Raw genomic sequence first — 18,813 nt, 5'->3', positions numbered from 1 at the left:
CACCCCGCGTCGATCGCCGCGAACACGTACTTCGGCTGGAAATGAATATCCGCGATCACCGGGATCTGCGACTTCCGCGCGATCGTCGCCAACGCGTCCGCGTCATCCTGCGTCGGACACGCCACCCGCACGATCTGACAGCCCGACGCCGTCAGCTCCGCGATCTGCTGCAACGTCGCGCCGATGTCCGACGTACGCGTCGTCGTCATCGACTGCACCGAGACAGGGGCATCCCCGCCGACCGCCACCGACCCGACCTGGATGCGCCGCGAGACGCGACGCATCGCCAGCGGCCGGGCCGGCGGCGTGGGGAGCCCCAGTGAGACCGGCTCTCCGTGCCTGCTCATCACGTCACCCGCGGTTTCCCTGCACGGTCTCGCGGACCGCGCGCAGCGACTCCTTGAGCGAGCCCATCGTCGCGAGGACGGCGGTCGGCTCGTAGCCGCAGTGCGCCATGCAGTTGGCGCACCGCTCGTCCTTGCCGCGGCCGTACTTGCTCCAGTCGGTCTCCTCGACCAGCTGCCGGTACGTCGGCACATACCCGTCGCTCATCAGATAGCAGGGCCGCTGCCAGCCGAAGAGTGAGTAGTTGGGGATCGCCCACGCCGTGCACGGGAAGTCCGCCTTGCCCTCCAGGAAGTCCAGGAAGAGCGGGGAGTGGTTGAGCCGCCAGCGGCGCCGGTTGCCCCCGGAGAACGCCTTCTTGAAGAGCTCGCGGGTCTGCTCGACGCCCAGGAAGTGCTCCTGGTCGGGCGCCTTCTCGTAGGCGTACGCGGGCGAGATCATCATCTCGTCGACCTGGAGGTCGTCGTTGAGGAAGTTGAGCACCTCGATGATGGTCTGCGGGGTGTCGGTGTTGAAGAAGGTGGAGTTGGTGGTGACCCGGAAGCCCGCCTTCTTGGCCGCCTTGATCGCCTCCACCGCCTCGTCGAAGACGCCTTCCTTGGCCACCGACTCGTCGTGCCGCTCGCGCAGCCCGTCGATGTGCACCGCGAACGCGAAGTACGGGGACGGGGTGAACTTCTCCAGCTTCTTGCGCAGCAGCAGTGCGTTGGTGCACAGGAAGACGTACTTCCGCTTTGCCACCAACTGCCGCACGATCTCGTCGATCTGAGGGTGCATCAGCGGCTCGCCGCCCGCGATGGACACCATGGGGGCGCCCGACTCCAGGACCGCCCCCACCGCCTGCGCCACCGGCATGCGCTGCTTCAGGATCCCGGCCGGATGCTGGATCTTCCCGCAGCCCTCGCACTTCAGATTGCAGGCGAAGAGCGGCTCCAGCTCGACGATGAGCGGGAACTTCTCACGCTTGCGGAGCTTCTGTTCAAAAAGATAGGTCCCGACCCTGATGGACTGACGAAGCGGCATGGCCATCTGGCTCACCTCCTGGGGAGCGGCAAAGAACGGTGCCATTCAAAGAAAGCGGGAAGGACGGCACGAAGAACGCGGAAGGCTGATATTCCCCCGCGCACCGTGCCGATCCGGACGAGTTCATGTTCCGGAGCGTCCACGACCACCCGGACGGCCGCAACCGGACGGACTCCGGCCCCGACCGCGCTCCACAGCGTCGCCGCGGACTCCATGTCCACGGCGATCGCCCCGGTCGCGCGCAGCTCCGCCCGTTCGTGGCCACGCACCACGTGGTCGGAGCCGATGAGCGGGCCGGTGTGCACGGTGCGGCCGGGCAGCGCCGAGCTCAGCGCCTTGGCCAGCACCTCCGTACCCACGCAGGCGGTGGTGCCGCGCGGGTCGCGGGTCTCTTCGGCGACGACCAGGTCCCCGGGGTGCATCCCGGGGGCGAGGCCCGCGCAGAAGCCGGAGGCGATCACGGCCGCCTCCCGGTTCGCCGCCGTGCCAAGGCCGCGCAGCACGGCCCGCTCGGCGGCTCTGGGCCCCATGCCGCTGCGCAGCACGGTCACCACCTGGCCGGGGGTGCGGCCCCGGCCGCCGCTGCGCAGCGCCAGTTCCTCGATGGTGAGGGCACAGGCGACCAGCAGCGGTACGGGTTCCGGGGCAGGAGGGCGTACGTCCATCACTTCCCCTTGGGGCCACTGGGGGAGAACGGTTCTCCATGGACATAGCGGCCGAGCGCGGTGAGCGGGAACACCTGGCGGTAGAGGTGGTAGTTGATCGAGAAGTCCCAGGGGAAGCCGGTCCCGGTGAAGTACGGCTCGTCCCAGGAGCCGTCCTCGCGCTGGGTGGTGGCGAGATACGCGATGCCCCGCCGGACCGCCGCGCTCTCCCGCTCCCCCGCCGCGAGCAGCGCCAGCAGCGCCCAGGCGGTCTGGGAGGCGGTCGAGGCGCCGTGCCCGATCCACTTCTCCTCGCGGTAGGAGCGCAGGTCCTCGCCCCAGCCGCCGTCGTCGTTCTGCACCGACTCCAGCCAGCCGACGGCCCGGCGGATCGCGGGGTGCGAGCCGGGCAGTCCGGCGGCCGTGAGCGCCGGCACCACCGAGCCCGTGCCGTAGACGTAGTTGACGCCCCAGCGGCCGAACCAGGCGCCGCCCGCCTCCTGTTCGGCGAGCAGCCATTCCATGCCGCGCCGCGCGCGCGGCTCGTGCGCCTTGCCCTCGACCGCCAGCATCTCCAGCACATGCGCGGTGACGTCGGCCGACGGCGGGTCGATGACCTCGCCGAAGTCGCAGAACGGCAGCCGGTTGGGGAACGGGCTGGTGTTGTCGGCGTCGAAGGCGGCCCACGCGCCGTTCTTCGACTGCATGCCAAGCGTCCAGCGGGCCGCGCGCCGGATCGCACCCTCGACCCGCTCGGGGTCCGGATGGCGCACCCGGCGCAGCGCGAGGATCACCTCGGCGGTGTCGTCGATGTCCGGGTAGTTGTCGTTGTGGAACTCGAACGCCCAGCCGCCGGGCGGCAGTTGCGGCTTGCGCACGGCCCAGTCGCCGGGCCGGACGATCTCCTCGCCGAGCATCCAGTCGACGGCCTTGACCAGGGCCGGATGGTCGGCGGGCAGCCCCGCGTCGGCGAGCGCGATGGTGGCCAGGCAGGTGTCCCAGACCGGCGACTGGCACGCCTCGATCATCCGGGCGCCGTCCTCGCGCCACACGGCGAACCGGTCGAGGGATTCGAGCCCCGCCCGCATCACGGGGTGCTGCAGGTCGTAGCCGAGCAGATGCAGGGCGATCACCGAGTAGACGGCGGGCGGCTGGATCCCGCCCCAGCAGCCGTCGTTCTCCTGGCGCTCGACGATCCAGCGGGCGGCCATGTTCATCGCGGTACGGCGCAGTGCGCGTGGGGCGAGGCGGTGGTAGACGTGCAGCGCCTTGTCCAGCCGCTGGAAGGCGCCGTCCCAACTCGCCACGGGGGCGGGCTTCCTGGCCGGGTTGGGGTCGCGCGCGTCGGTGTGCAGCTCGTCGAGCGCGAAGGGCGCGGGCCGTACCGGCCGCTTGGCGGAGACGACGGTCAGCGGCACGATCGTCTGCCGGGCCCAGCAGCCGAAGTCGTAGATGTTGAGCGGGAACCACTTGGGCAGGAAAAGCAGCTCGGGCGGCAGCTCCGGCAGGTCGTCCCACTTCCACCAGCCGAACAGGGCGAGCCAGATCCGGGTGAAGACCCGGCAGGCGGCGATCCCGCCCTGGTGGCGGATCCACGCCGAGGCCCGGGCCATGTGCGGGTCGTCCGGCCGGTCCCCGGCGAGCCGCAGCGCCACATACGCCTCGACGGTGGCGGAGAGGTCGGGCGGGCCGCCGTAGAAGGTGGCCCAGGTGCCGTCCTCGCCCTGCTCGCCCCGGATGAAGAGCGCGGCCGCGTGCACGGTCTTCTCGTCCTGGATGCCGAGGAACTGACGGAGCAGCAGATCCTCGGCGTCCATGGTGACGTTGGTCTCCAGGTCGCCCTTCCACCAGCCCATGGCGTCCTGGCGGCCGAGCAGATGCTCGGCCCCGCGTTCCGCCGCCCGCCGGGCGGCGTCCCATACCTCGTCCGCGCCGGGGGGTGGATCGGTCCGTTCGCTGGCCGCGGCGGCCCGGGGCGACGGGGCCCCGGTGCTTCCGTCGGTCGTCGCTGTCATGGCTTCCCCTTAATGCAAGTGCAGGTGCTGACTTCTGCTGTGCTGGGGTCTCCGTCGGATGCGCGGCCCGCCGAGGCGGGCCCGATCCGGCGACGTCGCGTCATATGGGAATGGTGATCATCTCTTTCGTACGACGACGAAGTCGGCCAGCGCGGTGAGCTGGGCCCGTACCTGCTCCGGCATGTCCACCCGGCTCAGCGCCTCGATGGCCACGGCGTGCTGGCGGCGGGCCTCCTGCGAGGTCCACTCGCGGCCGCCCGCCTCCTCGATGAGGGCGGCCCGGGTGGCGAACTCCTCCTCGGAGAACGTGTCGAAGTCGTTGCTCTTGGCGTCGGCGGCGAGCAGTTCGCCCAGGCGCTCGGAGGCCGGGCCGCCCGCCGCGAGCGCGGCCACCACCGGCAGGGACTTCTTGCGCTGGCGCAGATCGCTCCAGGTCTGCTTGCCGGTCGCGTCGGGGTCGCCCCAGATGCCGAGCAGGTCGTCGACGGCCTGGAAGGCGAGGCCGAGGTGGTAGCCGTACGCCTCCAGGGTGTCGGCCGTCTCGTCGTCGGCGCCGCCGAGCACCGCGCCGATGGAGCAGGCGCAGGCGAGCAGCGCGCCCGTCTTGTTGCCCTCCATCTCCAGGCACTCCTCGACGGTGACCCGCTCGCGGTGCTCGTAGGAGATGTCCTGGGCCTGGCCGTCGATGAGCTTGCGGCTCGCGGTGGTCAGCCGGCGTGTCGCCCGGCCGGCCTCGACCGTGCCGAGTTCCAGGAGCACCTCGTTGGCCAGCGCGAACAGCGCGTCGCCGACGAGGATCGCCTGCGCCGGGCCGTGCACCTTCCACACCGTGTCGCGGTGGCGGCGCTGCTCGTCGCCGTCCATCAGGTCGTCGTGGAGCAGCGAGAAGTTGTGGACGAGCTCCACGGCGACCGCGCCCGGGATCCCCACCTCGGGCCGGGCCCCGGCCGCCTCGGCGGACAGCAGCGCGAGCGCGGGCCGCACGGCCTTGCCGCCGTCGCCGTCCGCCGGGTTGCCCTGGGCGTCGATCCACCCGAAGTGGTAGGCGGCGACGGTGTCCATGGGGGCCGCGAGCCGGTCCACGGCCGTACGCAGCACCGGTGTGGACAGCGCCCTGCCGCGCTCCAGAAGCGCGGCGACGTCCACGGTGTCGACAGCCGATTTCGCCGAAGGCACAGTCGGCACGGTCTCTCCTCTTGTTCCAGTGCTGCTAACGGTCATGCCGCCTCCTGAAGCGGATGGGCGTGGGAGCGCCCGAGCACGGCGAGGGCCGCGCCGGCGGCGCTGAATCCGCTGCGTACGGCGCCCTCCATCGTCGCGGGCCAGCCGGTGGCGGTCCACGCGCCGGCCAGGTAGAGACCGGGGGCGTTGGTACGCGCCGTCGGCCGCAGCCGTCCGACGCCGGGGGTGGGGGCGAACGTCGCTGTCCGCTCCCGGGTCACGAAGAAGTCCCGCACTTCCGCGCCGCGCGCGGCGGGCAGCAGCCGTTCGAGCTCGGGCAGGTACTTGGCGCGCAGCGCGGCGACCGGCTCGTCGATCTCGTCCTCGGCGGCCGACTGGGAGACCGCCAGGTACTGGCCGCCCTTCCCGTCGGCGCGGCCCCCGAGCCCGGAGGACTCGGTGCGGTCGAAGACCCACTGCACGGGGCTGCCGAGCGCGGCGAAGAACGGCTGCCGCAGCACCTTGCGGTCGTAGACGACGTGCAGGTTGAGGATCGGCGCGGTGCCGATGTCGAGGAGCTTGCCCGGGTCGTCGAGCGCGCCGTAGGGCAGCAGGTCATGGGCCTCGCGCTGCGGTACGGCGAGGACGACGGCCTCGGCGTCCAGCGTCTCGGCGCCGGTGCGCACCTGCCAGGTGCCGCTCTCGGTACGGGTGACGGAGTCGGCCTTGGTGCGGGTCTCGACGCGGACCCCGGCGGCCGCGAGCGCCTTGCGGGCCAGCGTGTCGTGGAGCTCGCCGAGCGGCACATGGGCCCAGCCGATGTCGGCCGCGCCCGGCTCGGAGAGCAGCCCGGTCTTGAAGACCATCGCGGCGAGCCCGAGGGAGGCGTGCGGCGCGGTCGCGTTCAGGGTCGCGACCCCGACCAGGTCCCACAGGGCCTCGATGGCGCGGGGCGACTGGCCGTGGCGGCCCAGCCAAGTGGCGAAGTCCACGCCGTCGAGCGCCGGGTCGGCCGGGTCCAGGCCCTTGAGCGCGAGTGCGGCGCGCCCGACGGAGGCCCGCTCTGCGAGCGAGAGGTGCGGATAGGTGGCGAGGCTGCTCGCCAGGTGCAGCGGCACGGGCAGCGCGGTGCGGCGCAGCCGGCCCAGGCGCGGCCCGCCCGGGCGCGCCACATCGAGGACCGGCACGTCGAGGCGGCGCTGCAGCGGCGCGAGCCCGGCGCCGCCGACCCGGTCGAGGAACCAGCGGTAGGCCGTGCAGCAGCGCAGATACACATGCTGCCCGTTGTCGACGGTGAGCTCGCCGCGCCGGAACGAGAAGGCGAGGCCGCCCAGGCGCGGGCGGCCCTCGACGAGGGTGACGCCGAGTCCGGCGTCGGCCAGTTCGAGCGCGGCGGTGATGCCGGCGAGTCCTCCGCCGACGATCACCGCGCGGTCGGGCTGCGGGGCTGTCATACGCCCTCCCCTCCGGTCGTGCCGGTGTCGTGCGCGCGGCGGACCGTTGCCCTCATGGACGCGGTGGGATAGCGGAGGGTTCCGCACCTTCTGCGCGTAATGCTCCTCGGCCGCACGTCCAGGTGCCCATGGGCCATCAGGCGCGCCTCCTGGCGGTCTGCCGGGAGACGGTACGGGTGTCGAGCCCGGACAGTCCGCGTACGGCGACGTACGCCTTCTCCCGGCCCGGCAGCGAGACCCGGCCGCGCAGCACGGCCTCCGGGTCGCGCTCGATGCGGTCGAGCAGGCGCCGGTAGATGCCGGCCATGGCGGCCACACAGGCCCCGCTGCGCCGGTCGAGCATCGGCAGCAGCCGGTAGCCCTCGGCGAACAGGGCCCGGGCGCGCCGCACTTCGAAGTGGACGAGCCCGGCGAAGTCGGAGCCGGGCGGCGGCACCGGGGTGTGGAAGCCCGCGGCGCAGCCGAACTTGGCCAGGTCGTCGGCGGGCAGATAGGTGCGCCCGTTGCCCGCGTCCTCGCGAACGTCCCGGAGGATGTTGGTGAGTTGGAGCGCGAGCCCCAGCGTGTCGGCGTACTCGGCGGCGCGCTCGGCGCCCGGTGCGCCCGGTTGTGTACCGAACACGCCCAGGGAGAGCCGGCCGATCGCGCCGGCGACACACCGGCAGTAGACCTTCAGGTCGTCCCAGGTCTCATAGCTCTCGCCGCGCACGTCCATCAGGACGCCGTCGATGAGCTCGTCGAGGCCGCCGAGCGGGATCGGGAAGCGGCGCGCCGCGTCGGCGAGCGCCACCGCCACCGGGTCGGTGTCGTCCTCCTCGACCGCGCCTTCGGCGATCTTGCCGAGCAGCGCCCGGGTGTCCTCCAGCCGCTGCTGCTTGGCGTCGGCGGGCAACGTGCCGTCGCCGATGTCGTCGACCCGCCGCGAGAACGCGTAGAGGGCCGACATCGCCTGCCGCTTGTCGGTCGGCAGCAGCCTGATGCCGTACGCGAAATTGCGCGCCTGCTGCCCGGTCACGGCCTCGCAGTAGCTGTACGCGGCCTGTACCGGCGGGGACACGTGTGCGTGTGGATCCACGGTCCGACTCACCCCTCTCTACGCGCTCTACGCAACACGGCTCCCACTTCGCGCAGCAGACTGGACTTGGTGGGCTTGGGCGGTCCAGGGAGTACGTCGTGGCCGGCGGCAGCGACCGCGTCGAGCGCGGCGCGTCCCCCGGCCACGAATCCGGCCAGCAGCAACCTGAGTCTGCCGTGGACGCTACCCACCAGAGAGGTGCCTTCATTCAGCAACTGTCCGGCGCGTTCCGCTTCGAACGCGACCAGGGCGCGCACCGACGCGCTCCCGTGCGCGGCGGCCAGGTCGGCCTCCGTCACATGAAAGCGCCGCATGTCCTCGGCGGGCAGATAGACACGGCCCTGGCCCAGGTCCTCGGACACGTCCTGGAGGTGCTCGACGATCTGCAGCGCGGTGCAGACGGCGTCGGAGCGGCGCACCCGCTCGGGGCTCTCGGTGCCGGTGATCGCGAGGACCAGGCGGCCCACCGGATTGGCCGAGAGCTCGCAGTACGCGAGAAGGTCCTCGTAGGTCTCGTACCGCTTGACCTGCTGGTCCTGCCGGTTCGCGGCGATCAGCCCGAGGAACGGCTCGGGGCTCAGGGCGCGGCGGCGGACGGTCGGCTGGAGGGCGAGCAGCAGCGGGTGCCGCGGCGTGGCGTCGAAGACGCGACGCAGATCGGCCTCGAAGGCGTCCAGCATGACGAGCCGGTCGTCGGCGTCGGCCGGGGCCACGCCCAGGGCACGGGCGTCCGCGCCGCCGGGCGCGAGGTCGCCGTCGCCGATGTCGTCGACCAGGCGGGCATAGCCGTACACGGCCATCAGGTCGTCGCGCCACGCGCGCGGCAGAAAGAAGGGGGCCACCGGGAAGTTCTCCGCCGTGGCCTTGTCGAGCGTGGTGCGCGAGGGGGAGTCGGTGCGCACGTCCCGGACACCTGTCACCGGGGACCGCCCGGTACGGAAACGGCGGAGGTCTCTCGTCGTTGGAGATTTCCCGTAGCCATTGCCGTCACATCTCCCGTTCTACACCGCCGACCCAAAATACCCCATTTCGGACACGCCGCCGAACCTCCCGAGTGGCGGACGGCTCCCGCGAGGGGCGCCCGGGGCACTCCCGCCCCTCCGTCACGATCAACACCGGTACAGCTTACGTTGTACAACGCCTGACAACACGTCGGGGTGTTGCGCGCATTACAAGAACACTTCAATCCACGCCAACCTTCCCCCGACGCAGGCGACTTGACGCAGCCTTGACATTGCCGGCCCGCCCCCCGGGCCACCCCGGGGGACGCGAAGGCCCCCGCCGGGGTTGATCGACGGGGGCCAAGGCCTGTGACCGGGTGTCAGCGACCCGTCTCCTTCTGGTACGCCTTGACGACTTCCTCGGTGGGGCCGTCCATCAGGAGCTCGCCCCGTTCCAGCCACAGCACCCGGTCGCAGGTGTCGCGGATGGAGCCGATGCTGTGGCTGACCAGGAAGACCGTGCCCGCGTGCTTGCGCAGCTCGCGGATGCGCTCCTCGGAGCGGATCTGGAACTTGCGGTCACCGGTGGCCAGCGCCTCGTCGATCATCAGGACGTCGTGGTCCTTGGCCGCGGCGATGGAGAACCGCAGCCGGGCCGCCATGCCGGAGGAGTACGTCCGCATCGGCAGGGTGATGAAGTCGCCCTTCTCGTTGATGCCGGAGAAGTCGACGATCTCCTCGTAGCGCTCCTTGATCTCCTCGCGCGACATGCCCATGGCCAGGCCGCCGAGGATCACGTTGCGCTCACCGGTCAGCTCGTTCATCAGCGCCGCGTTGACGCCGAGCAGCGAGGGCTGGCCGTTGGTGTACACCTTGCCCTTGGCGGGCGGCAGCAGCCCCGCGATGGCCCGCAGCAGGGTCGACTTGCCCGAGCCGTTGGTGCCGATCAGACCGATCGCCTCGCCCCGGTAGGCCGTGAACGAGACACCGCGTACGGCGTGCACCTTCCGCATGCCCCGGGACTCGCCCTTGTCGCGCCCGACCATCCGGCTCAGCGCGGCGGTGGCGCTGCCCCGGCCGCCGCCCGCTCCGTTGACCGTGTACACGATGTGTACGTCGTCGGCGATGACGGTGGGAATGCGCGCGCCGCTGTCGTCGGCGATCCGGTTGTTGTCCTCAGCCACGGCCGTACTGCTCCTCTGCCTTCCAGAAGTACACGAAGCCCACGACACCCACGGCCAGCGCCCAGCCGACCGCCGCCACCCACACGTGCGGCGGCAGGTTGTGGGCGCCGTATCCGTCGATCATGGCGTACCGGGCCAGGTCCATGTAGACCGCGGCCGGGTTCACCTGGAGCACCTGGGCGAGCCAGTGCGGCTTGCCCTGGAGGACCACCTTGATGCTGAACATGACGCCGGACGCGTACATCCAGGTGCGCAGGATGAACGGCATCAGCTGGGCCAGGTCCGGGGTCTTGCTGCCGAGCCGGGCCATGATCAGCGCGAGGCCCGTGTTGAACACGAACTGCAGCCCGAGCACCGGCACCATCAGCAGCCACGACGCCATCGGCTTGGTGCCGGAGGAGACCACCACGAGCACCAGGACGATCATCGAGAACAGCAGCTGCTGGAGCTGCTGGAGCGCGAAGGAGACCGGCAGCGAGGCGCGCGGGAAGTGCAGCGCGCGCACCAGGCCCAGGTTGCCGGAGATCGCCCGCACGCCCGCCATCACCGAGTTCTGCGTGAAGGTGAACACGAACACGCCCGTCACCAGGAACGGGATGTACACGTCGGACGCGATGCCCCGCTTGGCGTTCATCAGGATGCCGAAGATGAAGTAGTAGACCAGCGCGTTGAGCAGCGGGGTGGCCACCTGCCAGATCTGGCCGAGCTTGGCCTGGCTGTACTGGGCGGTCAGCTTCGCCTGCGAGAACGACAGGATGAAGTGGCGCCGGCCCCAGAGCTGGCGGCAGTACTCGGACAGCCCCGGCCGGGCGCCGCTCACCGACAGCCCGTGCTTGGCGGCGAGTTCCGCCGGGGACAGAGTTGTGTCACTCACAAGTGGAAACTTTCGCTTTCAAAGAGGTACGCGCGATGACCCGGTGCGCCCGGGCCCCGGTAGGGCCCGGGCCGGATGTGCTCTGCGGTTCGAGACTGTCAGATCACCGGCGGACGGCACAGCCGGGTCAGCCGCCAGACCGTGCGCCACCGCATGGGGCGGCGCGGTCCGCACGGGGTGGTCCAGCCCTCCTTGAAGCCGCCGAACCACGCCTTGAGCGCGGGCCCCGACGGCTTCCGGGCGAGCGTGAGGAGCAGCCACACGCCGAGGTAGACGGGCACCAGGAGGGCCGGCAGATTGCGCCGGGCCAGCCAGACCCGGTTGCGGGCCACCATCCGGTGGTAGACCGCGTGCCGGGACGGCGCCGTCGTCGGGTGGTGCAGCACCATGTCCGCGCGGTAGTCGATCATCCAGCCGGCGTCGAGGGCCCGCCAGGCCAGATCGGTCTCCTCGTGGGCGTAGAAGAACTCGTCCGGCAGCCCGCCGACCTCGGCGAGGACCTTCGTCCGTACGGCGTTGGCGCCGCCCAGGAAGGTCGTCACGCGCGAGGAGCGCATCGGGTCGGCGGCGCGCAGCCTCGGGACGTGGCGGCGCTGGGTGACCCCGGTCTCCGGGTCGGCGATGCGGAAGCTGATGATGCCGAGCTCGGGGTCCGCCGCGAAGGCCTGACGGCACAGCTCGGCGGTGTCGGTGTTCGGCAGCAGGCCGTCGTCGTCGAGGAAGAGCAGGATGTCGACCTCGGCGCCGGACGGGCCGAACGCCTCGATGCCGACGTTGCGCCCGCCCGGGATGCCCAGGTTCTCGGGCAGCTCCACGGTCCGTACACCGGCCGGGACGTCCGGCACCGGGGCGCCGTTTCCGACCACGACGACCTCGACCGGGTCGCCGTCCTGCTTGGCCACCGAGTCGAGCAGCGCGCGCAGCTCCTCGGGGCGGTTGCCCATGGTGATGACGACCGCGCCGACCTTCAGCGGGGCGCTCACTTGAGCCTGCTGGAGGCGAGGATGGACACCAGGTGCAGCACGCTCTGGAGCAGCGCGATGCCCGCGAGGACGGCGACGCCGAGCCGCGAGAAGAACAGGTCGCCCCGCACGTGGTCCACGATCGCGAGGACCAGGATCAGCAGGGTCGCCTCGATGCCCATGACCAGCCGGTGGAACTTGAGCGCGCCGGCGGCCCGGCGGGCCAGCGCCATGCCGGACGAACGCGGCTCGGACGCCGCCTCCTTGACCGGCGGCATGCCCTGCTGGTGGCGGGCGACGCCGACCAGGTCGGTCTCGGACTTGATCAGCACGGCGCCGAGGGCGGCCAGGGTGCCCAGGAAGGCCCACAGCCAGTCGATGCGGCCGGTGCCCCAGATGTCGGCGGCGCGCAGCCCGAAGCCGACGAGGACGGCGGCGTCGAGCACATAGGCGGCGACCCGGTCCACGTAGACGCCGACCATCGAGTACTGCTTCTTCCAGCGGGCGACCTCGCCGTCGACGCAGTCCAGGAGCAGGTACACCTGCGCCATCACGACGCCGAGCACGGCGCCCCAGATCCCCGGCACGAGCAGGGCCGGGGCCGCGAAGGCGGCGGCGACGGTCATCACGTAGGTCAGCTGGTTGGGCGTGACCCGCGTGTTCACCAGGTGCCGGTCGACGCGCAGGGAGACCTCGCGCATGTAGAGCCGGCCTCCCCAGTGCTCGCCGCTCCGCCGGTCCTTGACGCCCGGAGGGTGCACGACCGGGCGGAGTTCAGCTACCGATGGCTTTTGCATAGTCGGCGTATGCGTCCTTGATCTGGTCTGCGGACAGGTTGAGGTGTTCGAGGACGGTGAAGCGTCCGGGCCGGGTCTGCGGGGCGTACTCGACCGCCCGCACGAACTCCGCGGCCGAGAAGCCGATGTCCTCGGGGCGTACGGGCAGGTGGTGCCGGCGCAGCACCTGGGCGAAGAGACCGGCCTGCTCGGTGGCGCCGCGCAGATGCATGGCGAAGGCGGCGCCCAGGCCCACCTGCTCGCCGTGGAGCGCGGAGCGCTTGGGGTAGAGCAGGTCGAAGGCGTGGCTGATCTCGTGGCAGGCGCCGGACGAGGGGCGGGTGTCCCCGCTGATCGACATGGCGATGCCGGACAGGACCAGCGCCTCGGACAGGACGGTGAGGAACTCGTCGTCGGCGGTGGTGCCCGGGTGGCGCAGCACCGACTCGCCGGCCGTGCGCGCCATGGCGGCCGCGAGGCCGTCCACCGGCTCGCCGGTGACCCGGTGCGACAGCTCCCAGTCGGCGATCGCCGAGATGTTGGAGATCGCGTCGCCGATGCCGGAGCGGACGAACCGGTCCGGGGCCTCCCGGATGACGTCGAGGTCGATGACCATGGCGATCGGCGTGGGCACGCCGTAGGAGCCGCGGCCGTTGTCGTTGTCGAGAATGGAGACCGGCGAGCAGATGCCGTCGTGCGACAGGTTGGTGGCGACGGCCACCATGGGCAGCCCGACCCGCGCCGCGGCGTACTTCGCCACGTCGATGATCTTGCCGCCGCCCAGGCCCACGACCGCGTCGTACCGCTTGCCCTTGATGTCGTCGCCGAGCCGCACCGCCGAGTCGATGGTGCCGTCCGCGACCGGGTACCAGTCGGCGCCCGGCAGCACCAGCGCCAGCTTCTCGCTCAGCGCCTGGCCCGAGCCGCCGCTGACCGCGATCGCCAGCTTGCCGGAGGCCGAGATCCGCTGGTCGGCGAGGAGGCCGGCCAGATCGTCCAGGGCGCCCCGGCTGATGTCGACGACGACCGGCGACGGAATGAGCCGGGTCAGTACCGGCATGCGATCTCACGGCCCTTCGCGAGGTCGTCGTGGTTGTCGATCTCGACCCACGAGACCTCGCCGATGGGCGCCACGTCGACGGTGAAGCCGCGGTTGACGAGCTCCTGGTAGCCGTCCTCGTAGTAGAGGTCGGGGTCGCGCTCGAAGGTGGTCTTCAGCGCGTCGGCCAGCTCCTCGGCGGCCTCCGGCTCGATCAGCGTGACGCCGATGTACTCGCCGGTGGCGGTGGCCGGGTCCATCAGCTTGGTGATGCGGCGCACGCCCTCGCCGTCGGCCGTGATCACCTTCATCTCCTCGTCGGCGAGGTGCTTCACCGTGTCGAGGGCGAGGATGATCTTCCGGCCGTGGCCGCGCGCGGCCAGCAGCGTCTTCTCGACGGAGACCGGGTGCACGGTGTCGCCGTTGGCGAGGATGACGCCCTGCTTCAGGACGTCACGGGCGCACCACAGGGAGTAGGCGTTGTTCCACTCCTCGGCCTTGTCGTTGTCGATCAGCGTGAGCGTGACGCCGTACTTCGCCTCAAGGGCTTCCTTGCGGGCGTACACGGCTTCCTTGCGGTAGCCGACGACGATCGCGACCTCGGTGAGGCCCACCTCGGCGAAGTTGGCGAGCGCGATGTCGAGGACGGTCGTCTCACCGTCGACGGGCACGAGGGCCTTCGGAAGCGTGTCGGTGTAGGGGCGCAGACGCCGTCCTGCACCGGCTGCGAGTACGAGGCCGATCATGCCGTTTCTCCTTCGTCATGTACTGCTGGTGCCCCGGAGGACACCCAGAAGCGGATGGACTCCACGAGCACCACGAGCGCGACGGCCACCGCGAGGGCGGTGAGCGCCAGGGTGAAGTCCGTGCCGCGGGCGGCGAGGGTCGCGGCGAGCACCGCGACCACCAGCGTCCGCCCCTCGTGGCCGCCGGTCAGGCGCACCAGCCAGCGCGGCGGCGCGCCGGAGCCGCCCTTGATGCGGTAGACCGTGTCGTAGTGATGGTAGGCGACCGCCGCCACCAGTCCGAAGGCCGCGGGCAGCGCCCCCTTCACATCGGAGCGGGCGGCGAGGATCAGGACCGTGCCGTATTCGGCGGCCCGGAAGAACGGCGGGACGAGCCAGTCGAGGGCGCCCTTGAGGGGGCTGCTCACGGCGGCGCCGGCGAGGATCGCGTACCCGGCCGCACCGACGATCACGTACGGGCCGTCGAGGTCCGCGGTGAGCGCGGGGACGACCACGGCGGCCGCGCCGAGCAGGGCGAGGACCGGCGAGGTCCACGCGCCACGGAGCCGGAGCACCTTGGCGGACAGCTCGGCGAGCGGTCCGTTGTCGGCGAGCTCCACCAGGGCCTGCGCGGCCCGGTCGGTACGGGTCGCGCGGCGGGTCAGCGAGCGCAGCACGCGCCCGGCCGTGGTGTAGCAGGCCGCGAACGCGCATCCGATGAGCAGCACGTAGAAGACGGTGCGGGGGGTGGTCACGGCGGTCAGGACCGCGATCATCGCCCAGCGCTCGCCGATCGGCAGCACGATCATCCGGCGCACCCAGACCGTCCAGCCGACCGAGTCGAGCTTGTCGGAGAGGGCGGCGGTGGGACTGGTGTTGGCGGTGGCGTCGTGGTTGGACTCGTTGAAGGAGAAGTCCACGACGTGGCGGCAGGTCTGGAGCACCATCGCGCCGAGCGCGAGCGCCCACACGTCATCACTGCCGCCGCCCCGGGCCGCGCCCAGCGCCAGGCCCGCGTAGTACGCGTACTCCTTGGCCCGGTCGAAGGTCGCGTCCAGCCAGGCGCCGAGCGTCGAGTACTGCAGCGAGTAGCGGGCGAGCTGCCCGTCGGTGCAGTCCAGGACGAAGGAGAAGAGCAGCAGGACACCGGCCGCGACGAAGCCGGCCCGGGTCCCGGTCGCCGCGCAGGCGGCCGCGATCAGCGCGGTGAGCAGCGAGGCGGTGGTGACCTGGTTGGGGGTGAGACCCCGGCGGGCGCACCAGCGGGCGATGTAGCGCGAGTACGGGCTGATGAAGAAGGTGGTGAAGAACCCGTCGCGGGACTTCACGGCGTTGCGCAGCCGGACGGCCTCGTCGTCCACGGCGTCCACGGCCTTGCGGGCGGCGAAGGCGGCCTCGGGCCCGGCGGGCACGGTGGCCACCAGCGAGCCGAGCTCGGGGCGGTGCACGGCGACGCCCCCGTCCTCCAGGGCGGCGGCGACGCGGTCGGTGAGGACACCGGACCCGGTGGCCGGGGCGTTCACGGCGACCGAGGCGCCCGAGGCGGCGGGCTCCGGGTGCCCGGCGAGGTCCGCCAGCACGCGCGCGAGCGCGGGGCGGGCCTGGGCCTGGACCGTCATGGCCCCGTCGACCGCCGCCGCCGGGAAGCGCGGGTCGGTCAGGGCGAGGCGCAGGGCGTGCGTGTGCCCCACGAAGTGCGGGTCGACCAGGGCGACCCGCTCACCGGGCGGGACCTCGGCGAGCAGGCCGGGCAGGTCCTCGGGCCGATGGGCGGACCGGACGTCGAAGCCCAGCGAGCGCAGCTCGGGTCCGAGCTGCGACCCGGGGACCATGAATCCGGTCAGGATGGCGGTCGACAGACGAACTCACTCCTTGGAGCTGACATGGCTGACATGGCTGACTGGCACGGCTGATGCCCGGCGGCCCGGCCCGGCACTGGCGGCGGGCGGCACGTCGGCAGAGGCTATCGGGAGGCTATCGGATGCGGGGAACCGGGAGTTCATCGCCTGTTTACGCCCCGATCGGGCCCTGCGGCCGGGGGGCCGGCCGCGTGGATCATCATCGTCGATCAAGAGCGCGGCCCACAAACCGCCCCCCCTCCTCGCGACGGCCGTCGGGCCGACACGCCCGGCGGTCCCGTCCGACACGCCGACCCGCGGCGCCTCGACGCCGTCCACACGTATGACGTTTCCGCAGGTCAGAGCGGATGACAACGGTGTTCAGTGCCGTGTTGCCCGATACCCCCCGCCCGTAGTTCACTGACCTCTCGTAGGCGGATCACACAACCATGCAAAGAGCCTGAGAGGTGGCCTTCCATGGGGACCGGGCACAACCACGGACATGCACATGGCAGACCGGCGCCCACCGGGACGGCCGCCGCCGCCTACAAAGGGCGGCTGCGGATAGCGCTGTGCATCACGCTGGGCGTGATGGTGGTCGAGGTCTCCGGTGGGCTGATGGCCGACTCGCTGGCGCTGGTCGCCGACGCCGCGCACATGGCGACCGACGCCCTGGGCCTCGCGATGGCGCTGCTCGCGATCCACTTCGCCAACCGCCCGGCCGGTCACAACCGGACATTCGGGTACGCCCGCGCCGAGATCCTGGCCGCGCTCGCCAACTGTCTGCTCCTGCTCGGCGTGGGGGGATACGTCCTGTACGAGGCGGTTCAGCGGTTCGTCGAGCCGGCCGACACCTCGGGGCCCACAACCATCGTTTTCGGCCTGATCGGTCTGCTCGCCAACATGGTCTCGCTCGCGCTCCTGAGCCGCGGCCGGCAGGACAGCCTGAATGTGCGCGGCGCCTTCCTTGAGGTCCTGGCGGACGCGCTCGGCTCGGTCGCCGTCCTGGTCTCGGCCGCGATCATCATGACCACCGGCTGGCAGGCCGCCGACCCGATCGCCTCGATCGTGATCGGACTGATGATCGTCCCCCGTACGGTGAAGCTGCTGCGGGAGACGCTGAACGTGCTCCTGGAGGCCGCGCCCAAGGGTGTCGACATGGCCGAGGTGCGGGCGCACCTCGTGGCGCTGCCGGGCGTCGAGGACGTCCATGACCTGCACGCCTGGACGATCACGTCGGGGATGCCGGTGCTCTGCGCACATGTGGTGGTCGACCAGGAGGCGCTGGACACGGTGGGCCACGAGAAGCTGCTGCACGACCTCCAGGGCTGCCTGGGTGATCACTTCGATGTGGAGCACTGCACGTTCCAGCTGGAGCCGGACGGCCACGCGGCCCACGAGGCCGGGCTCTGCCACTGAGCGGTGCGGCCCGCCCGTACCCCCCGGGCGGGTGTTCGATGATTCCGCTTCGGTCCTGCTGGGCACGATTCATTCTTCGACGCGGTGGCGCGCTCGTGACGCGTGCGCGGTGTTCCGATGGACGACGCATTACGGACATGCGGTGCCCGTCGAAGTGCGAAGACGCCGCTTTTGTACGGCAGACTTGGCAGCCGAGGACCGAAGCGAAGGATGGTTATGCCGACCACACCAGCCACTACGGCGAACAGCTCGTCGAACGGGACCGCCGAAGAGATCATGCTCGAACTGGTCGACGAGAGCGGCAATACCATCGGCACCGCGGAGAAGCTCTCCGCCCATCAGGCCCCCGGTCGGCTGCACCGCGCGTTCTCCGTCTTCCTCTTCGACCCGTCGGGCAAGCTGCTGCTCCAGCGCCGCGCGCTCGGCAAGTACCACTCCCCCGGCGTGTGGTCGAACACCTGCTGCGGGCACCCCTACCCCGGCGAGTCCCCGTTCGCCGCGGCCGCCCGGCGCACCTACGAGGAGCTGGGCTTCTCGCCCTCGCTGCTGGCCGAGGCGGGCACGGTCCGCTACAACCACCCCGACCCGGAGTCGGGCCTGGTGGAGCAGGAGTACAACCACCTCTTCGTCGGCCTGGCGCAGTCGCCGCTGCACCCGGACCCGGAGGAGGTCTACGAGACCGCCTTCGTCTCGCCGCAGGAGCTGGCCGCGCTGCACGAGCGGGCCACGTTCTCCGCGTGGTTCATGACCGTCCTGGACGCGGCCCGGCCCGCCGTGCGCGAGCTCACAGGGCCTGCCGCGGGCTGGTGACCCCGCCGGCCACCGGGCCCAGCGGCAGCGCCACCCAGATGATCTTGCCGCCGTTCGCGGTCTGCTCGACGTCGCAGGACCCGCCCGCCTCGTAGGTGATCTCGCGGACCAGGAGCAGCCCGCGCCCGCCCGTCTGCGCGTAGTCGGTCTCCAGCGCCTTGGGGCGGTAGGGGTGGTTGTCCTCCACCGAGACCCGGATCCACTCCGCGCCGATCGCGACCTCGACGGCGACCTGCGGGGAGAGCAGGGCCGCGTGCTTCACCGCGTTGGTGACCAGCTCGGAGACGATCAGCAGCAGCCCCTGCACCAGATCGTCGTGGACCGGGACGCCCTGGCGGTGCAGCAGATCGCGCACGGCATGGCGGGCCTGCGGGACCGAGGCGTCGACCGCGGGTGCCGTGAAACGCCAGACGCCCTCGTACGGGAGCGGCCTGGCCGGCACGGTGTCGGGTGGCACGCTCCCGCGGATCTCCATGTTCCGGCACCACCCTCGCACTCGGCTGTCAGGCTCTTGGTACCGAGTGTTGG

18 protein-coding genes are annotated in these 18,813 nt (G+C 71.4%); 2 read left to right on the top strand and 16 right to left on the bottom strand.

Annotated features, from left to right (window positions below; translation table 11 throughout):
* The 15 genes from ACGFRG_RS16270 to ACGFRG_RS16200 form a co-directional block, all read right to left on the bottom strand.
* A partial coding sequence (locus tag ACGFRG_RS16270; protein WP_393264392.1) for a flavodoxin-dependent (E)-4-hydroxy-3-methylbut-2-enyl-diphosphate synthase occupies positions 1-347 on the bottom strand: 347 nt, incomplete at its 3' end.
* Between the two features lie 4 nt (positions 348-351).
* A complete protein-coding gene (gene hpnH, locus ACGFRG_RS16265) occupies positions 352-1,374 on the bottom strand; it encodes an adenosyl-hopene transferase HpnH (RefSeq protein WP_188278638.1) in 1,023 nt (340 codons plus the stop codon).
* 5 nt (positions 1,375-1,379) lie between these two features.
* Positions 1,380-2,033 (bottom strand): 1-hydroxy-2-methyl-2-butenyl 4-diphosphate reductase, encoded by a 654-nt coding sequence (locus ACGFRG_RS16260; protein WP_361419097.1) that lies wholly within the window; start codon positions 2,031-2,033, stop codon positions 1,380-1,382.
* The gene (gene shc / locus ACGFRG_RS16255; protein WP_393264389.1) at positions 2,033-4,027 is read right to left on the bottom strand and encodes a squalene--hopene cyclase; all 1,995 of its coding nucleotides are present in this window, start codon (positions 4,025-4,027) and stop codon (positions 2,033-2,035) included. Before shc ends, ACGFRG_RS16260 begins: the two co-directional genes overlap by 1 nt.
* Before the next feature lie 117 nt (positions 4,028-4,144).
* The gene (locus tag ACGFRG_RS16250) at positions 4,145-5,248 is read right to left on the bottom strand and encodes a polyprenyl synthetase family protein (protein WP_361419103.1); all 1,104 of its coding nucleotides are present in this window, start codon (positions 5,246-5,248) and stop codon (positions 4,145-4,147) included.
* Positions 5,245-6,642, bottom strand: a complete 1,398-nt coding sequence (gene hpnE, locus ACGFRG_RS16245; RefSeq protein WP_361419106.1) for a hydroxysqualene dehydroxylase HpnE — start codon at positions 6,640-6,642, stop codon at positions 5,245-5,247. Before hpnE ends, ACGFRG_RS16250 begins: the two co-directional genes overlap by 4 nt.
* 136 nt (positions 6,643-6,778) lie before the next feature.
* A complete protein-coding gene (hpnD, locus tag ACGFRG_RS16240; RefSeq protein ID WP_361419109.1) occupies positions 6,779-7,729 on the bottom strand; it encodes a presqualene diphosphate synthase HpnD in 951 nt (316 codons plus the stop codon).
* Positions 7,726-8,619, bottom strand: a complete 894-nt coding sequence (hpnC, locus tag ACGFRG_RS16235) for a squalene synthase HpnC (protein WP_361419112.1) — start codon at positions 8,617-8,619, stop codon at positions 7,726-7,728. The genes hpnD and hpnC overlap by 4 nt, the downstream gene beginning before the upstream one ends.
* Before the next feature lie 419 nt (positions 8,620-9,038).
* Positions 9,039-9,821 carry an ABC transporter ATP-binding protein gene (locus ACGFRG_RS16230; RefSeq protein WP_393264441.1) on the bottom strand — a complete coding sequence of 261 codons (783 nt, stop codon included), beginning with the start codon at positions 9,819-9,821 and terminating at the stop codon, positions 9,039-9,041.
* Between the two features lie 13 nt (positions 9,822-9,834).
* Complete coding sequence (locus ACGFRG_RS16225) at positions 9,835-10,716, bottom strand: ABC transporter permease (protein WP_361419118.1); 882 nt, start codon at positions 10,714-10,716, stop codon at positions 9,835-9,837.
* A gap of 98 nt (positions 10,717-10,814) precedes the next feature.
* Complete coding sequence (locus ACGFRG_RS16220) at positions 10,815-11,699, bottom strand: glycosyltransferase family 2 protein (protein ID WP_393264384.1); 885 nt, start codon at positions 11,697-11,699, stop codon at positions 10,815-10,817.
* Positions 11,696-12,475, bottom strand: coding sequence for a CDP-alcohol phosphatidyltransferase family protein (locus ACGFRG_RS16215; protein ID WP_361419124.1), 780 nt, complete (start codon positions 12,473-12,475; stop codon positions 11,696-11,698). Before ACGFRG_RS16215 ends, ACGFRG_RS16220 begins: the two co-directional genes overlap by 4 nt.
* Positions 12,453-13,514 carry an iron-containing alcohol dehydrogenase family protein gene (locus tag ACGFRG_RS16210; protein ID WP_393264380.1) on the bottom strand — a complete coding sequence of 354 codons (1,062 nt, stop codon included), beginning with the start codon at positions 13,512-13,514 and terminating at the stop codon, positions 12,453-12,455. Before ACGFRG_RS16210 ends, ACGFRG_RS16215 begins: the two co-directional genes overlap by 23 nt.
* A complete protein-coding gene (locus ACGFRG_RS16205) occupies positions 13,502-14,239 on the bottom strand; it encodes a phosphocholine cytidylyltransferase family protein (RefSeq protein ID WP_361419130.1) in 738 nt (245 codons plus the stop codon). Before ACGFRG_RS16205 ends, ACGFRG_RS16210 begins: the two co-directional genes overlap by 13 nt.
* The gene (locus tag ACGFRG_RS16200) at positions 14,236-16,077 is read right to left on the bottom strand and encodes a DUF5941 domain-containing protein (RefSeq protein WP_361420036.1); all 1,842 of its coding nucleotides are present in this window, start codon (positions 16,075-16,077) and stop codon (positions 14,236-14,238) included. The genes ACGFRG_RS16205 and ACGFRG_RS16200 overlap by 4 nt, the downstream gene beginning before the upstream one ends.
* 456 nt (positions 16,078-16,533) lie before the next feature.
* On the opposite strand from ACGFRG_RS16200, the gene ACGFRG_RS16195 reads away from it, so the two are divergent.
* Together ACGFRG_RS16195 and idi are read left to right on the top strand one after the other, a co-directional pair.
* Complete coding sequence (locus ACGFRG_RS16195; protein WP_361419133.1) at positions 16,534-17,475, top strand: cation diffusion facilitator family transporter; 942 nt, start codon at positions 16,534-16,536, stop codon at positions 17,473-17,475.
* A gap of 216 nt (positions 17,476-17,691) precedes the next feature.
* Positions 17,692-18,285 carry an isopentenyl-diphosphate Delta-isomerase gene (gene idi, locus ACGFRG_RS16190; RefSeq protein WP_361419136.1) on the top strand — a complete coding sequence of 198 codons (594 nt, stop codon included), beginning with the start codon at positions 17,692-17,694 and terminating at the stop codon, positions 18,283-18,285.
* On the opposite strand, the gene ACGFRG_RS16185 is transcribed toward idi, so the two are convergent.
* Entirely contained in the window at positions 18,260-18,760 is a 501-nt protein-coding gene (locus ACGFRG_RS16185) for an ATP-binding protein (protein WP_361419139.1), read from the bottom strand. The genes idi and ACGFRG_RS16185 overlap by 26 nt on opposite strands.
* Between the last annotated feature and the right edge of the window lie 53 nt (positions 18,761-18,813).

Origin of the sequence: Streptomyces sp. NPDC048696, assembly GCF_043198895.1 — a bacterium.
GTDB lineage: Bacteria > Actinomycetota > Actinomycetes > Streptomycetales > Streptomycetaceae > Streptomyces.
This window is presented reverse-complemented; position numbering and strand designations above follow the sequence as displayed.

What these genes read in the sequence shown, in the direction of transcription:
- hpnH (WP_188278638.1), bottom strand. Translation starts at nt 1,374, where the DNA reads ATGGCCATGCCGCTTCGTCAGTCCATCAGGGTCGGGACCTATCTTTTT.
- ACGFRG_RS16260 (WP_361419097.1), bottom strand. Translation starts at nt 2,033, where the DNA reads ATGGACGTACGCCCTCCTGCCCCGGAACCCGTACCGCTGCTGGTCGCC.
- shc (WP_393264389.1), bottom strand. Translation starts at nt 4,027, where the DNA reads ATGACAGCGACGACCGACGGAAGCACCGGGGCCCCGTCGCCCCGGGCC.
- ACGFRG_RS16250 (WP_361419103.1), bottom strand. Translation starts at nt 5,248, where the DNA reads ATGACCGTTAGCAGCACTGGAACAAGAGGAGAGACCGTGCCGACTGTG.
- hpnE (WP_361419106.1), bottom strand. Translation starts at nt 6,642, where the DNA reads ATGACAGCCCCGCAGCCCGACCGCGCGGTGATCGTCGGCGGAGGACTC.
- ACGFRG_RS16215 (WP_361419124.1), bottom strand. Translation starts at nt 12,475, where the DNA reads ATGCAAAAGCCATCGGTAGCTGAACTCCGCCCGGTCGTGCACCCTCCG.
- ACGFRG_RS16210 (WP_393264380.1), bottom strand. Translation starts at nt 13,514, where the DNA reads ATGCCGGTACTGACCCGGCTCATTCCGTCGCCGGTCGTCGTCGACATC.
- ACGFRG_RS16205 (WP_361419130.1), bottom strand. Translation starts at nt 14,239, where the DNA reads ATGATCGGCCTCGTACTCGCAGCCGGTGCAGGACGGCGTCTGCGCCCC.
- ACGFRG_RS16195 (WP_361419133.1), top strand. Translation starts at nt 16,534, where the DNA reads ATGGGGACCGGGCACAACCACGGACATGCACATGGCAGACCGGCGCCC.
- idi (WP_361419136.1), top strand. Translation starts at nt 17,692, where the DNA reads ATGCCGACCACACCAGCCACTACGGCGAACAGCTCGTCGAACGGGACC.
- ACGFRG_RS16185 (WP_361419139.1), bottom strand. Translation starts at nt 18,760, where the DNA reads ATGGAGATCCGCGGGAGCGTGCCACCCGACACCGTGCCGGCCAGGCCG.